Genomic DNA, 14814 nt, shown 5'->3' on the forward strand with positions numbered 1-14814 from the left:
TAATATTGAAAGAGCTGGTCCCCGAACTTCGGTTCGGGGACCAGCTCTTTTTTGTTTCGCGTCACTTCGCGTTCACGTTGCGCGACCAACATCCGTGACATGGGTACTGCTGCAATGCTCAGGGCCGCGGGCGTCGGGACGGGCGACGAGGTCATAGTGCCGGCCTTCGGCAACGTGGAGGTTGCCGAGGCCGTGACCCAGGCCGGCGCGACCCCGGTCTTCGCCGACATAGACCCGGCGACATACTGCCTCGACCCGAGCATGGCGGAAGCCGTCCTCACTCCCCGGTCGGCCGCTCTCGTGGTCGTGCACCGCTTCGGGCGCACGGCCGACATGGCGCGGCTGAGGGACGTCGGACAGCGACACGGACTCCTGGTGCTGGAACAGGGCGAGTCCGAGGCGCCGTACGACGAGACGGCGCAGCGCCGGCAGCGGGCCGCGTACCTCGACGGACGGTTGAACGGAGTGCGGACGCCGTACGGCGGTGACGGGCACACCTACCAGCAGTACGTCGTGCGTGTGCCGGGCAACGGGCGCCCCGACCGTGACGCGTTCGCACGGGCCGTGCGGGCCAGGGGAGTCGAGTGCCGGGTGCCGGTGAAGACCCCCGTGCACCGCATGCCCGCCTTCCGCCGCGACATCCAGCTCCCGGAGACGGAGCGGGCCGCCGACGAGACCCTCGCGCTGCCCGTGGACGCGGCGTTGACGAAGCGGGAGATGCACCGGATCGTCTCCGCGTGCAACGCGCTGGGTGGTCTGTTGCAGCCCGCGTTCTGACCTGCCGGGACTCCAACGGGAGTGATACGGGACCGATTAGGAGCACGCCTCTGCCCGGGGTATGATCTATTTCGTTGCCGCGAGGGAAACCTCGGAAAGCAACAGGCCCCTATAGCTCAGTCGGTAGAGCGTCTCCATGGTAAGGAGAAGGTCAACGGTTCGATTCCGTTTGGGGGCTCAGAGAAAAGGCCTCGCCCATGTGGGCGGGGCCTTTTGCATGTGCCTTCCGCGGGAAGGCTGTTCAGCGCGTGCGGGGCCCGGCCGTCGAGTGCTCGTGGGCCCCGCTGCCAGTCCTCGGTGTCAGTCCTTCTGAAGCCCCGGCACGCGCATCGCCAGAATGGCCATGTCGTCCGACGGGGCGTCGGAGGCGAAGCGTTCGACCGCCCGCATGATGCGGGCCGCGACCGCGCCGGCCGTCAGACCCGTACAAGCGGTGAGGACGTCCGCGAGACCGTCGTCTCCGAGCATGCGAGTGCCCTCGCGGCGCTCCGTCACGCCGTCCGTGACGCACAGCAGGACGTCGCCCGGGTCGAGCGTGACGGTCTGCTCGTACAGTTCCAGGTCCTCCATCACGCCGAGCAGCGGCTGCGGTTCCGCGGCCGGTTCGACCGTGCCGTCCTGGCGCAGGCGCAGCGGGAGCGGATGGCCGGCGCAGACGACCTTCAGGATCGCCGAACCGTCCTCCTGGGGCCACAACTCGCCGTACAGGAGCGTCAGGAAGCGGCTGCGGGCACCCTCGTCGAGGATCGCCGAATTCAGGCGCTCCAGGACCGCGGGGCCGCCGTAGCCCTCGCGGGCCAGCAGCCTGAGCGCGTGCCGGGCCAGACCGGTCACCGCCGCGGCCTCCGGGCCCGTGCCGCAGACGTCGCCGATGGCGAAGCCGTACGCGCCGTCGCGGATCGGGAAGAGGTCGTAGAAGTCGCCCCCGACTTCGTTGCCCTCGCCGGCCGCGCGGTAGATGACCTCGACCTCGACGCCGTCGATGAGGGGGAGCTCCGGGGGCAGGAGGCTGCGCTGGAGGGACTGGCTGATCGCCATGCGCTCCGAGTACAGGCGGGCGTTGTCCAGTGCCAGGGCCGCCCTGCGGGACAGGTCCTCCGCCAACTCCAGGATCTCCTGGCGGAAGTGCTCGTCGGAGGGCTTGCCGAGCGTCAGCATGCCGATGACGCGGTTGCGGGCCACCAGGGGGAGGACGACGGTCTCGCCGCCGACCGCGGAGGCCGTCGCCAGCGTCGTGCCGATGCCGGAGGACACCGAGGGCTGCTCGCCCAGGCCCAGACTGCGCATGGAAGTACGCAGGGCCGCCTGGTGGGCGGCCTCGGCCGGCGCGGACCAGACCCGGGCGCCCGGGGTGGGGACCGGGTCCGGCGGGGCGATCTTCGCGAGGAGAGCCTTGAGGCCGTCGATGCGTTCCTCGTCCTCGTGCAGGACGTACGAGAGGTAGGGCTCGGAGGCCTGGTCGGCGATCGTGTAGACGGCGCACCAGGTCGCCAGGGTCGGGACGGTCATCTGGGCCATGAGAGCCAGCGTCTGGTCGCGGTCCAGGGTGCCGGCGAGGAGGTCGGAGGCCTCCACGAGGAAGCTCAGCGAACCGCGGCGCAGGCGCTCCAGTTCGCCGAGGCGGGCGGATTCCACGGCCAGCGCGATGCGGTCGGCGGCGAACTGGAGGCGCAGGGCCTCCTCGTTGGAGTACCGGCCGGGTGCTTCGGCGGCGACGCCGAGGGAGCCGGTGAGACGGCCCTCGACCTTCAGCGGGACGGTGACGACCGAACGCATGCCGGTGCCGCCGAGCAGGGGTACGGCGCCGGGGACGACCGTGAGGTCCTCGTGCACGGCGGGCATGCGGGCCGAGCCGTAGCGGCCGGGGCCCGCCTCGACGGGGACGCGGGCGAAGCGCTGGCGGGCGGAGGGCAGGCCCGTCGAGGCCCGTACCTCCAGCTCCGTCTCGTCGTCGGTGGCCAGCAGGAGGAAGGCCGAGTCGCCGTCGAGCATGTCCCGGGCGCGTTCCACCGTGCGCTGGAGGAGGCCGTCGAGGTCGTCCGGGGCGGGTGAGCCGATGAAGACCTCGAAGGCGTCCGCGGTGGAGCCCTCGGGGCCGGCGGCCGTGTCCGAGGCGGGCAGACGCAACGGGGTCTGGAGGACGGCGCGTTCGTGGTCGCGGACGAGGAGGCAGACCGTGGAGGGCTCGCCGGCCGTGTCGCGGACGCGGAGGTGGGAGGCGTAGACGGGTGTCACCCGGCCGTCGGCGCCGCGGATGCCGTAACTGCCCTCCCAGCGGGAGAGTTGGAGGGCCTCGGCGATGCCCGTGCTGGTGCCGGGCGTGTGCGGCCAGGCCGCGAGGTCGGTGAGGGGCTTGCCGACGACCTGCTCGGCGGCGTATCCGAAGAGTTCCTCCGCGTCCTCGCTCCAGGCGCTGATGCAGCCGGAGCGGTCGATCTGGACGACCGCGACACGGACGCGTCCGTCGGCGAGCGGAAGGAGGTCGGCGGGCAGGGAGGGGCCTGCCGCGCGGGTGCCGACCGGGCGTTCGGGGAGGTCGAGCCGGAACCAGACCTGCTTGTGCGTCGGCGTGTACTCGACGCCCCAGCGGGCCGCCAGTGCGGCGCACAGTTGGAGCCCGCGGCCGCCTTCGCGGTCGGGGCTGCCCATATTGATGGCCGCACCCTGGAGTGGAATCTCGCGTTCCGGGTAGCGATCCGCCACCTCGATGCGTACGCCCTCGTCGCTGCGCAGACACAGTACGTCCGCGGAGGTGCCCGCGTGCACAACGGCGTTGGTGACGAGTTCGCTGGTCAGGACCACCGCATCGTCGACGATGTCGGCGAAGCCCCAGCCCTGGAGGGTGTCACGGACGAACGAGCGGGCGGTCGCGACGGAGCGCCCCACGGGCTCGAAACTGGCGGCCGCGCGCGCGGTGATCACAGAACTCCTCGTGCGGTTGTCTGCGTGCAGGGCCCCGTGGCCGACCTGCTCCTGCCGTTGCAGGGCGTGGCTCCCCGTCGGCCGGGGATCCTGGGGGTGTCCCTCAGGACGCAGTCCGGTGGTCATGGTGCGGTGCCCCTCCGATGCCTGCCCGCTCGTGCTCGTGCCACCGCCCAGGCCGGACGGGACCGGCACGGCTGGACAGCCGCATGCAAGGTTACTTACCTTCGCCGTCCGTGCGGATGCCGGTCACCAGTGTTTCCGCCCGGAGGGTGTGCGGACGATGTGCGAAGCTGCCGAACTGTTATGGCCTGGTTCAGCCGGGGTGAAACACTGGGCAGGCTTCATGGAGAAGGTCCGGGCGGGCTGAATGCCGTCCAGCACGCCGAACAGAAGTACCCGAGTACGCCGAGCAGTAATGGTCGACCCTTGCGGGAGGGACACAGTGGAGTCTGGCGCAGCGACGCGGGGCAGTAAGACGCGCGCGAAAGGCGGACAGTCCCTGGAGAACGGGCGCACACCGCGCAACGGTACGACGGAGGTCGACACCGCTGCCCTGAACCGCCTGCTGGCGGCCCTCGTGTCGATGCGGGACGGCAACTTCCGCAAGCGGCTCACGGTCTCCGGCGACGGGGTGATGTCCGAGATCGCCGCGGTCTTCAACGAGGTGGCCGACCGGAATCTCCATCTGACGGGTGAGCTGTCCCGGGTGCGTCGCATGGTCGGACGTGAGGGGAAGCTCACGGAACGGCTGGAAACAGGCGCCTGCGAAGGGTCCTGGGGCGCCGCGATCGACGCGTCCAACGCGCTGGTCGACGATCTCGTACGGCCCGTCTCCGAAGTCGGCCGGGTACTGTCCGCGGTCGCCGAGGGCGATCTGTCGCCCCGCATGGAACTGCGCGCGCAGGCGGCGGACGGCAACGGGCATCCGCTGCGCGGCGAGTTCCTCAAGGTCGGGCGGACCGTCAACAATCTGGTCGACCAGCTGTCCACGTTCACCGACGAGGTGACGCGGGTGGCCAGCGAGGTCGGCACCGAGGGCAAGCTCGGCGGGCAGGCCCGGGTCCGTGGGATGTCCGGTTCGTGGAAGGACCTCACGGACTCGGTCAACACCATGGCCTACCGGCTGACGGCCCAGGTGCGTGACATCGCCCTGGTGACGACGGCGGTCGCCAAGGGCGACCTGTCCCGCAAGGTCACGGTTCACGTGGCCGGCGAGATGCTGGAGCTGAAGAACACCGTCAACACGATGGTGGACCAGCTGTCGTCCTTCTCCTCCGAGGTGACGCGAGTCGCCCGCGAGGTGGGTACGGAGGGCGAGCTGGGCGGCCAGGCGCAGGTGCCGGGTGTGGCCGGCGTGTGGAAGGACCTCACCGATTCGGTGAACCTGATGGCCGGCAACCTGACGGCGCAGGTGCGCGGCATCGCGCAGGTGACGACCGCCGTGGCCAACGGTGACCTGTCGCAGAAGGTGACGGTCAGTGCGCGCGGTGAGGTCGCGCAGCTGGCCGAGACGATCAACCAGATGACCGAGACGCTGCGTACGTTCGCCGACGAGGTCACGCGCGTGGCCAACGAGGTCGGTGGCGAGGGCCGGCTCGGCGGTCAGGCGAACGTGCCGGGCGCGGCGGGGACGTGGAAGGACCTCACGGACTCCGTCAACACGGTGTTCCGCAACCTGACGACCCAGGTGCGTGACATCGCCGCGGTGACGACGGCGGTGGCCAACGGTGACCTGTCGCAGAAGGTCACCGTCGACGTGGCCGGCGAGATGCTGGAGTTGAAGAACACCGTCAACACGATGGTGGACCAGCTGTCGTCGTTCGGTGCCGAGGTGACGCGGGTGGCCCGCGAGGTCGGTGTCGAGGGTGAGCTGGGCGGCCAGGCGCAGGTGCCCGGTGCGGCGGGGACGTGGAAGGACCTCACGGACTCCGTCAACACGGCCTTCCGGAACCTGACCGGTCAGGTCCGCAACATCGCGCAGGTGACGACGGCGGTGGCCAACGGTGACCTGTCGCAGAAGGTCACCGTGGACGTCTCCGGCGAGATGCTCCAGCTGAAGAACACCGTGAACACGATGGTGGACCAGCTGTCGAGCTTCGCCGACCAGGTGACCCGGATGGCCCGTGACGTGGGTACGGAGGGCCGCCTCGGCGGTCAGGCCCGGGTGGACGGCGTGTCCGGCACCTGGAAGGAGCTGACCGACTCCGTCAACTTCATGGCGGGGAACCTGACTTCGCAGGTGCGTCAGATCGCGCAGGTCACCACGGCGGTGGCGCGCGGTGACCTGTCGCAGAAGATCGACGTGGACGCCCGCGGCGAGATCCTGGAGCTGAAGAACACCATCAACACGATGGTCGACCAGCTCTCGGCCTTCGCCGACCAGGTGACCCGGGTCGCCCGCGAGGTGGGTACGGAGGGTCGCCTCGGCGGTCAGGCGCAGGTGCCCGGCGTCGCCGGTGTGTGGCGTGACCTGACCGACTCGGTGAACGGCATGGCCGGCAACCTCACCGCCCAGGTGCGCAACATCGCCCAGGTGGCGACGGCGGTGGCGCGCGGTGACCTGTCGCAGAAGATCGACGTGGACGCGCGCGGCGAGATCCTGGAGCTGAAGAACACCCTCAACACGATGGTGGACCAGCTCTCGAACTTCGCCGAGCAGGTCACGCGGGTGGCCCGTGAGGTGGGCACGGAGGGCATGCTCGGCGGGCAGGCGGAGGTGCAGGGTGTCTCGGGCACCTGGAAGGACCTCACGCAGTCCGTGAACTTCATGGCGAACAACCTGACCATCCAGGTGCGCAACATCGCCGAGGTCACCACCGCGGTCGCCAAGGGCGACCTGTCGAAGAAGATCACCGTCGACGCCAAGGGCGAGATCCTCGAACTCGTCACCACCGTCAACACGATGGTCGACCAGCTGTCCAACTTCGCCGAGCAGGTGACCCGGGTGGCCCGCGAGGTGGGCACCGAGGGCAACCTGGGCGGTCAGGCGCGGGTTCCGGGTGTCACGGGCATCTGGAAGGACCTCAGCGACAACGTCAACGTGATGGCCAACAACCTGACCAACCAGGTGCGGAACATCTCGCAGGTCGCGACCGCGGTGGCCAACGGCGACCTGACCAAGAAGGTCACGGTCGAGGCCAGCGGCGAGGTCGCCCAGCTCGCCGACACCGTCAACACCATGGTGAAGACGCTGAGTTCGTTCGCCGACCAGGTCACCAGGGTGGCCCGCGAGGTGGGCACGGACGGCATCCTCGGCGGCCAGGCACGCGTACCGGGCGTGTCGGGTACGTGGAAGGACCTCACCGAGTCCGTGAACGGGATGGCGTCGAACCTGACCGGCCAGGTGCGCAACATCGCGATGGTCACCACGGCCATCGCCAAGGGCGACCTGACCAAGAAGATCGACATCGATGCCCGCGGCGAGATCCTGGAGCTGAAGACCACCATCAACACCATGGTCGACCAGCTGTCGTCCTTCGCCGAGGAGGTCACCCGGGTGGCCCGCGAGGTGGGCACCGAGGGGCAGCTGGGCGGTCAGGCACGCGTGCGTGACGTCGACGGCACCTGGCGCGACCTCACCGAGTCGGTGAACGAGATGGCCGGGAACCTCACCCGGCAGGTGCGTGCCATCGCGCGCGTGGCGACCGCGGTGACCCGCGGCGACCTGAACCTGAAGATCGACGTGGACGCCTCCGGCGAGATCCAGGAGCTTCAGGACTACATCAACAAGATGATCGCCAACCTGCGAGACACCACGATCGCCAACAAGGAGCAGGACTGGCTGAAGGGCAACCTGGCCCGTATCTCCGCGCTCATGCAGGGCCGCCGTGACCTCGACGACGTGGCCTCGCTGATCATGAGCGAGCTGACGCCCGTGGTCTCCGCGCAGCACGGGGCGTTCTTCCTCTCCATGCCGCTCGTCGACGGCAAGGAGCCGGGCACCGAGGACGAGGACGCGTACGAGCTGCGCATGCTCGGGTCCTACGGCTACTCGATGGGCTCCATGCCGACGTCGTTCCGGCCCGGCGAGGCGCTGATCGGCACGGCCGCCCAGGAGAAGCGCACGATCCTCGTGGAGAACGCGCCCAGCGGCTACCTGAAGATCTCCTCCGGGCTCGGTGAGGCGCCCCCGGCGCAGGTCATCGTGCTGCCGGTGCTCTTCGAGGGGACCGTGCTCGGCGTCATCGAGCTGGCCTCGTTCACGCCGTTCACGCAGATCCAGAAGGACTTCCTGAACCAGATCGCCGAGATGATCGCGACGAGCGTCAACACCATCTCCGTCAACACCAAGACGGAGGTTCTGCTCCGGCAGTCGCAGGAGCTCACCGAGCAACTGCGGGAACGTTCCGCGGAGTTGGAGAACCGGCAGAAGGCGCTCCAGGACTCGAACGCCGAACTGGAGGACAAGGCCGAGCTGCTGGCCCAGCAGAACCGCGACATCGAGGTCAAGAACACCGAGATCGAGGAGGCCCGCCAGGTCCTCGAGGAGCGCGCCGAGCAGCTCGCGGTGTCCATGCGCTACAAGAGCGAGTTCCTGGCGAACATGTCGCACGAGCTGCGTACGCCGCTCAACTCCCTGCTCATTCTGGCCAAGTTGCTCGCCGACAACGCGGACACGAACCTCACTCCGAAGCAGGTCGAGTTCGCCGAGACGATCCATGGCGCGGGGTCCGACCTGCTCCAGCTGATCAACGACATCCTCGACCTGTCGAAGGTCGAGGCGGGCAAGATGGACGTGTCGCCGACGCGTATCGCGCTGGTCCAGCTCGTCGACTACGTGGAGGCCACGTTCCGGCCGCTGACCGCGGAGAAGGGCCTCGACTTCTCCGTACGGGTCTCGCCGGAGCTGCCCGCCACCCTGCACACCGACGAGCAGCGGCTCCTCCAGGTGCTGCGCAACCTGCTGTCCAACGCGGTGAAGTTCACCGACTCCGGAGCGGTCGAGTTGGTGATCCGGCCCGCCGGTGCGGACGTTCCGGTGGCCATCCGGGAGCAGCTCCTGGAGTCCGGTTCGCTGCGCGACGCGGACGCCGATCTGATCGCGTTCTCCGTGACGGACACCGGCATCGGCATCGCGGCCAGCAAGATGCGCGTCATCTTCGAGGCCTTCAAGCAGGCGGACGGCACGACGAGCAGGAAGTACGGCGGTACGGGCCTCGGGCTCTCCATCTCCCGTGAGATCGCGCGGCTGCTGGGCGGCGAGATCCACGCGCAGAGCGAGCCGGGACGTGGTTCCACCTTCACGCTGTATTTGCCGCTGCACCCGAGCGAACTGCCGCCGCAGGGCTACGGGCAGCTCGCGCCCGCCCTGGAGGCGGGGGAGCTGCTCGCGTCCGAGGCGGAGTTGGCCGGGTCCGACATCGAGACGCCGGCCGAGGTGAAGTCGTACCGGGAGACCCAGAACGGCGCGGCCGCGCTCTTCAGGCGGCGCCGCAGGGCGGTCTCCGCGCCCGAACAGCGGCCCGCGCTGCCCGAGCAGCCTCCGGGCGCCACGGCGGCGGCACAGGAGCAGTGGCAGGCCGGGAGCCGGCCGGAGGCCCCGGCGCAGCCGCAGCGGGGCATCCGCTTCGAGGGCGAGAAGGTACTGATCGTCGACGACGACATCCGCAACGTCTTCGCGCTGACCAGCGTCCTGGAGCAGCACGGCCTCTCGGTGCTGTACGCGGAGAACGGCCGTGAGGGCATCGAGGTCCTGGAGCAGCACGACGACGTGACGGTCGTCCTGATGGACATCATGATGCCGGAGATGGACGGGTACGCGACGACCACGGCGATCCGACGGATGCCGCAGTTCGCCGGGCTGCCGATCATCGCGCTCACCGCGAAGGCGATGAAGGGCGACCGGGAGAAGGCCATCGAATCGGGTGCGTCCGACTATGTGACGAAACCGGTCGATCCCGATCACTTGCTCACGGTGATGGAACAGTGGATGCATGGGGAGTGACGGAGTCTGACCGGGCGTTCCGGCCGTCACGCACCGTCAGCGACCGGAATGTTGGGTTCCGCGCGCCGTGCCGGCGGCGCCGCGGGCCCTGTGTCGCATAACTGACTGTGCCTGAAGCCGTGTAGAAGTACGGGATACGGGGAACCTTCTGGTCTCCCGCTACGTTTCTGCTACGTGCACAGTGACATCGCGGTGACAGGGTGTGGCGACAGGCGGGGTGCGGCTACCATGACCGGCACAAGGACGGACGACGCAAGGGAGTCGTCCCCTGGGGCGGCGCCCGGTGCCACCTCAAGTCCTTCGGACAGGGGAGGCCCCATGCCGGGGCGAGGAGGGCGGGCCATGGTGCAGAAGGCCAAGATCCTCCTGGTCGATGACCGGCCGGAGAATCTGCTGGCGCTGGAGGCGATCCTCTCCGCGCTCGATCAGACACTGGTTCGGGCATCGTCCGGGGAGGAAGCGCTCAAAGCGCTGCTCACGGACGACTTCGCGGTCATTCTGCTGGACGTCCAGATGCCGGGCATGGACGGTTTCGAAACCGCCGCGCACATCAAGCGCCGCGAACGGACCCGGGACATCCCGATCATCTTCCTCACCGCGATCAACCACGGTCCGCACCACACCTTCCGGGGGTACGCAGCCGGTGCGGTCGACTACATCTCCAAGCCGTTCGACCCATGGGTGCTGCGCGCGAAGGTCTCCGTCTTCGTCGAGCTCTACATGAAGAACTGCCAACTCCGGGAGCAGGCGGCTCTGCTGCGCCTCCAGCTGGAGGGTGGCGGCAAGGCGGCGCTGGGCGAGGTCAAGGAGCCCGCCGGACTCCTCGCCGAGCTCTCCGCGCGGCTCGCGGCCGTCGAGGAACAGGCCGAGGCGCTGTCCAAGCAGCTCGACGACGACTCCGCCGACGCGGCGGCGGTCGCCACCGCGGCCCATCTCGAACGCAAACTCACCGGCCTGCGCAGGGCGCTGGACGCACTGGAGCCGGGCACGGGGAGCGGGGCACCCTCGGTGACGTCGCAGAACTGAGCCCCGTCCCTCCCGTCCCTCCCGTCCCTCCAGGACGACCACTCCCGTCCCTCCAGGACGAACCCGGACGTCACGCCTCCCGGGTGAGGCGGCGTCAGTTTCCGTCCCTCGCAAAGGCGACACGAACGGGTGAAGCAGTAGGCACACGTGTCCGCTGCCGTCTCCACCGGTAACCTCACACACATGGCCTCACGTCAGTCCGCAGCGAAGAAGCCGCCAGCGAAGAAGGCGGCCGCTCCGACGAAGGCTCCGGCGAAGAAGGCCCCCGCGAAAAAGGCAGCCGCCAAGAAGGCGCCCGCCAAGAAGACCGCGGCGAAGAAGCCCGCTCCCGCGCCGGCGCCCAACCCGACCGGGGGCGTGTACAGACTCGTACGCGCCCTCTGGCTGGGCATCGCGCACGCCGTGGGAGCGATGTTCCGCGGCATAGGGCGGGGCGCGAAGGGTCTCGACCCGGCTCACCGCAAGGACGGGGTCGCACTCCTGCTGCTCGGCCTGGCGCTGATCACGGCGGCGGGCACCTGGTCCAACCTGCGCGGCCCCGTCGGCGACCTCGTCGAGATGCTGGTGACGGGCGCCTTCGGCCGCCTCGACCTGCTCGTCCCGATACTGCTCGGCGTCATCGCCGCGCGGCTCATCAGGCACCCCGAGAAGCCGGAGGCCAACGGCCGCATCGTGATCGGCCTGTCCGCGCTCGTGATCGGCGTGCTCGGCCAGGTCCACATCGCGTGCGGGGCACCCGCGCGCAGCGACGGCATGCAGGCCATAAGGGACGCCGGCGGGCTCATCGGCTGGGGCGCGTCCACCCCGCTGACGTACACGATGGGTGACGTCCTCGCCGTACCGCTCCTGGTGCTGCTCACCGTCTTCGGGCTGCTGGTCGTCACCGCGACCCCGGTGAACGCCATTCCGCAGCGGCTGCGGATGCTCGGCCAGCGGCTCGGCGTCGTCCAGGCCGACGCCGACGAGGACGACCTCGGCGAAGAGGGCTACGACGAGCAGTGGCGCGAGGCGACTCCCGCGCGCCCCCGCAGGCGTGCGAGCGCCCCCGAGGCATACGACCCGGACAGCGCCGAGCAGGACGCGCTCAGCAAGCGCCGGAGCCGCCCCAGGCGGTCCGCCGTGCAGCAGCCCGACATGAACCGCCCGATGGACGCGGTGGACGTCGCCGCCGCCGCGGCGGCCGCCCTCGACGGAGCCGTGCTGCACGGCATGCCGCCCTCGCCGCTGGTCGCCGACCTCACGCAGGGCGTCAGCAGCGTGGAGCGGGACGGATACGAGGAGACGACGCCCGTACCGGCCGCGCGCGCCAAGAGCCCCAAGGCGGCCAAGGCGCCCAAGCAGGAGGCCCTGCCGGTCGACTCCGTCGTGCCCGACCTGACCAAGTCCGCGCCCGACGAGGCGCGCGAACTGCCCCCGCGCGCCGAGCAGCTCCAACTGTCCGGCGACATCACCTACTCGCTGCCGTCACTCGACCTGCTGGAGCGCGGCGGCCCCGGCAAGACGCGCAGCGCCGCCAACGACGCGGTCGTCGCCTCCCTGCAGAACGTCTTCATGGAGTTCAAGGTCGACGCCGCCGTCACCGGTTTCACCCGCGGCCCGACGGTCACGCGGTACGAGGTCGAACTCGGCCCCGCCGTGAAGGTCGAGCGCATCACCGCCCTCACCAAGAACATCGCGTACGCCGTCGCCAGCCCCGACGTCCGGATCATCAGCCCGATCCCCGGGAAGTCGGCGGTCGGCATCGAGATCCCGAACACGGACCGCGAGATGGTCAACCTCGGTGACGTCCTGCGTCTCGCGGACGCGGCGGAGGACGACCACCCCATGCTGGTCGCGCTCGGCAAGGACGTCGAGGGCGGCTATGTGATGGCCAACCTCGCGAAGATGCCGCACGTCCTCGTCGCCGGCGCCACCGGCTCAGGCAAGTCCTCGTGCATCAACTGCCTGATCACCTCGGTCATGGTTCGTGCGACGCCCGAGGACGTACGGATGGTCCTCGTCGACCCCAAGCGCGTGGAACTCACCGCCTACGAGGGCATCCCGCACCTGATCACACCGATCATCACCAACCCGAAGCGGGCCGCCGAGGCCCTGCAGTGGGTCGTCCGCGAGATGGACCTGCGCTACGACGACCTCGCGGCGTTCGGCTACCGGCACATCGACGACTTCAACGAGGCCATCAGGAACGGCAAGGTGAAGCTGCCCGAGGGCAGCGAGCGCGAACTCCAGCCGTACCCCTACCTGCTGGTGATCGTCGACGAGCTCGCCGACCTGATGATGGTCGCCCCGCGCGACGTCGAGGACGCGATCGTCCGCATCACCCAGCTCGCCCGCGCGGCCGGCATCCACCTCGTGCTCGCCACGCAGCGGCCGTCCGTCGACGTCGTCACCGGTCTCATCAAGGCCAACGTGCCCTCCAGGCTCGCCTTCGCCACCTCCTCGCTCGCCGACAGCCGGGTCATCCTCGACCAGCCGGGCGCCGAGAAGCTGATCGGCAAGGGCGACGGACTCTTCCTGCCGATGGGCGCGAACAAGCCGACCCGTATGCAGGGCGCCTTCGTCACCGAGGACGAGGTCGCCGCGGTCGTCCAGCACTGCAAGGACCAGATGGCGCCCGTCTTCCGGGACGACGTCACCGTGGGCACCAAGCAGAAGAAGGAGATCGACGAGGACATCGGCGACGACCTCGACCTGCTGTGCGCCGCCGCCGAACTGGTCGTCACCTCGCAGTTCGGATCGACCTCGATGCTCCAGCGCAAGCTGCGTGTCGGTTTCGCGAAGGCCGGTCGTCTGATGGACCTCATGGAGTCGCGCAACATCGTCGGCCCCAGCGAAGGGTCCAAGGCGCGCGACGTCCTGGTGAAGGCGGACGAACTCGATGGAGTGCTCGCCGTGATTCGTGGGGAAGCTGAAGCGTAAGGAAACAGGACAGGTCGGTCACCGGACGGATGAGTCCGCGACACGCGGGTATTCGAACGTGACTCAGCTGTGAGGAAACCGCGAGCAACCGTTTCCCGTCGTCGCACGTCAAGTTGAGCGAAGGGGCGCGAAGGTGTCCCGATATCAGGATGACCGGCCATTCTGATGGCGTACAAAGTCCTACCGCCCGGTTGCCCCACCCTTTCGTACCCCCCCTAGACTGAACGTCCAGCACAGGTGGCTACACGCTCGAAAGGCGCCCCCGTGTCCATCGGCAACTCCCCTGACGGCAACTTCCCCGAAGACGAGCGTCCGTTCGAAGACGACCGCGATGCCGAGCAGTTCCTCTCGATCGGCCGTGCCCTCAAGCAGGCGCGCATCGAGGCGGGACTGAGCGTCGACGACGTCACCAACGCCACCAGGGTCCGCATCGCCATCGTCCACGCGATCGAACAGGACGACTTCGCCCCCTGCGGCGGCGACGTCTACGCCCGCGGTCACATCAGGACCCTGGCCCGCGCCGTCCACCTCGATCCGGCCCCCCTGCTCGCCCGGTACGACGCCGAGCACGGCGGGCGCCCCGCACCCACGCCGGCCGCCCCGCTCTTCGAGGCGGAACGTATCCGCCCAGAGCGGCGGGGGCCGAACTGGACCGCCGCCATGGTCGCCGCGATCGTCGCGGTGATCGGTTTCGTCGGGTTCACCGTCGTCAAGGGCAGCGGCGGCGACGAGGACGGTTCGAAGACACAGGTCGCCGAGGGATCCAAGCCGACCGCCAGCAAGACCGCCTCCTCGGCCGGCCCCGAGACCACGAAGCCCGCCGACCCCAAGCCCGACCCCTCCGACAGCGCCATCGCGGCCGCGCCGCAGGACAAGGTCACCGTCCAGGTCAGCGCCGCCGACGGACGCAGCTGGATCTCCGCCAAGGACCACAACGGCCGGATGCTCTTCGACGGCCTGCTGAAGCAGGGCGAGTCCAAGACCTTCCAGGACAACTCGAAGATCAACCTGATCCTCGGGGACGCCGGAGCCATCCAGCTGTACGTGAACGGCAAGAAGATCGAGGACGACTTCCAGCCCGGCGCGGTCGAGCGTCTCACGTACACGAAGGGCGACCCCCAGGTCGGATAAACCGTCCGAAGGGGATGGCCGGTACGGGGTTGGCCAAGATCGGCCAACCCCGTCGACGTGGGCTGTCGGAGAGACAAAGTAGTCTTGAGCCC

General features: G+C 69.2%; 6 protein-coding genes and 1 tRNA gene. 6 read left to right on the plus strand and 1 reads right to left on the minus strand.

The window, feature by feature from the left end:
* Nucleotides 1-114 precede the first annotated feature (114 nt).
* Nucleotides 115-777 carry a DegT/DnrJ/EryC1/StrS family aminotransferase gene (locus BKI49_RS27925; protein ID WP_095937028.1) on the plus strand — a complete coding sequence of 221 codons (663 nt, stop codon included), beginning with the start codon at nt 115-117 and terminating at the stop codon, nt 775-777.
* A gap of 105 nt (nt 778-882) precedes the next feature.
* Nucleotides 883-955, plus strand: a tRNA-Thr gene (locus BKI49_RS27930).
* 122 nt (nt 956-1077) lie between these two features.
* Here the strand turns inward: BKI49_RS27930 and BKI49_RS27935 are convergent.
* Complete coding sequence (locus BKI49_RS27935) at nt 1078-3825, minus strand: SpoIIE family protein phosphatase (protein WP_095937029.1); 2748 nt, start codon at nt 3823-3825, stop codon at nt 1078-1080.
* Between the two features lie 319 nt (nt 3826-4144).
* Between BKI49_RS27935 and BKI49_RS27945 the strand changes: the two genes are divergently transcribed.
* From BKI49_RS27945 to BKI49_RS27960, 4 genes are all read left to right on the plus strand, one after another.
* A complete protein-coding gene (locus BKI49_RS27945) occupies nt 4145-9646 on the plus strand; it encodes a HAMP domain-containing protein (protein WP_095937030.1) in 5502 nt (1833 codons plus the stop codon).
* 342 nt (nt 9647-9988) lie between these two features.
* On the plus strand, nt 9989-10672 hold the full coding sequence (locus BKI49_RS27950) for a response regulator (RefSeq protein ID WP_095937031.1): 684 nt from the start codon (nt 9989-9991) through the stop codon (nt 10670-10672).
* A 183-nt stretch (nt 10673-10855) separates the two neighbouring features.
* Entirely contained in the window at nt 10856-13591 is a 2736-nt protein-coding gene (locus tag BKI49_RS27955; RefSeq protein ID WP_257004982.1) for a DNA translocase FtsK, read from the plus strand.
* A 264-nt stretch (nt 13592-13855) separates the two neighbouring features.
* Nucleotides 13856-14722, plus strand: coding sequence for a helix-turn-helix domain-containing protein (locus BKI49_RS27960; RefSeq protein WP_095937033.1), 867 nt, complete (start codon nt 13856-13858; stop codon nt 14720-14722).
* The last annotated feature ends 92 nt before the right edge of the window (nt 14723-14814 follow it).

This window comes from Streptomyces sp. Tue6028 (assembly GCF_002300165.1).
Taxonomy (GTDB): domain Bacteria; phylum Actinomycetota; class Actinomycetes; order Streptomycetales; family Streptomycetaceae; genus Streptomyces; species Streptomyces siamensis.

Coding starts and splice junctions, on each gene's coding strand:
- BKI49_RS27925 (WP_095937028.1), top strand. CDS start 115: ATGCTCAGGGCCGCGGGCGTCGGGACGGGCGACGAGGTCATAGTGCCG.
- BKI49_RS27935 (WP_095937029.1), bottom strand. CDS start 3,825: ATGACCACCGGACTGCGTCCTGAGGGACACCCCCAGGATCCCCGGCCG.
- BKI49_RS27950 (WP_095937031.1), top strand. CDS start 9,989: ATGGTGCAGAAGGCCAAGATCCTCCTGGTCGATGACCGGCCGGAGAAT.
- BKI49_RS27955 (WP_257004982.1), top strand. CDS start 10,856: ATGGCCTCACGTCAGTCCGCAGCGAAGAAGCCGCCAGCGAAGAAGGCG.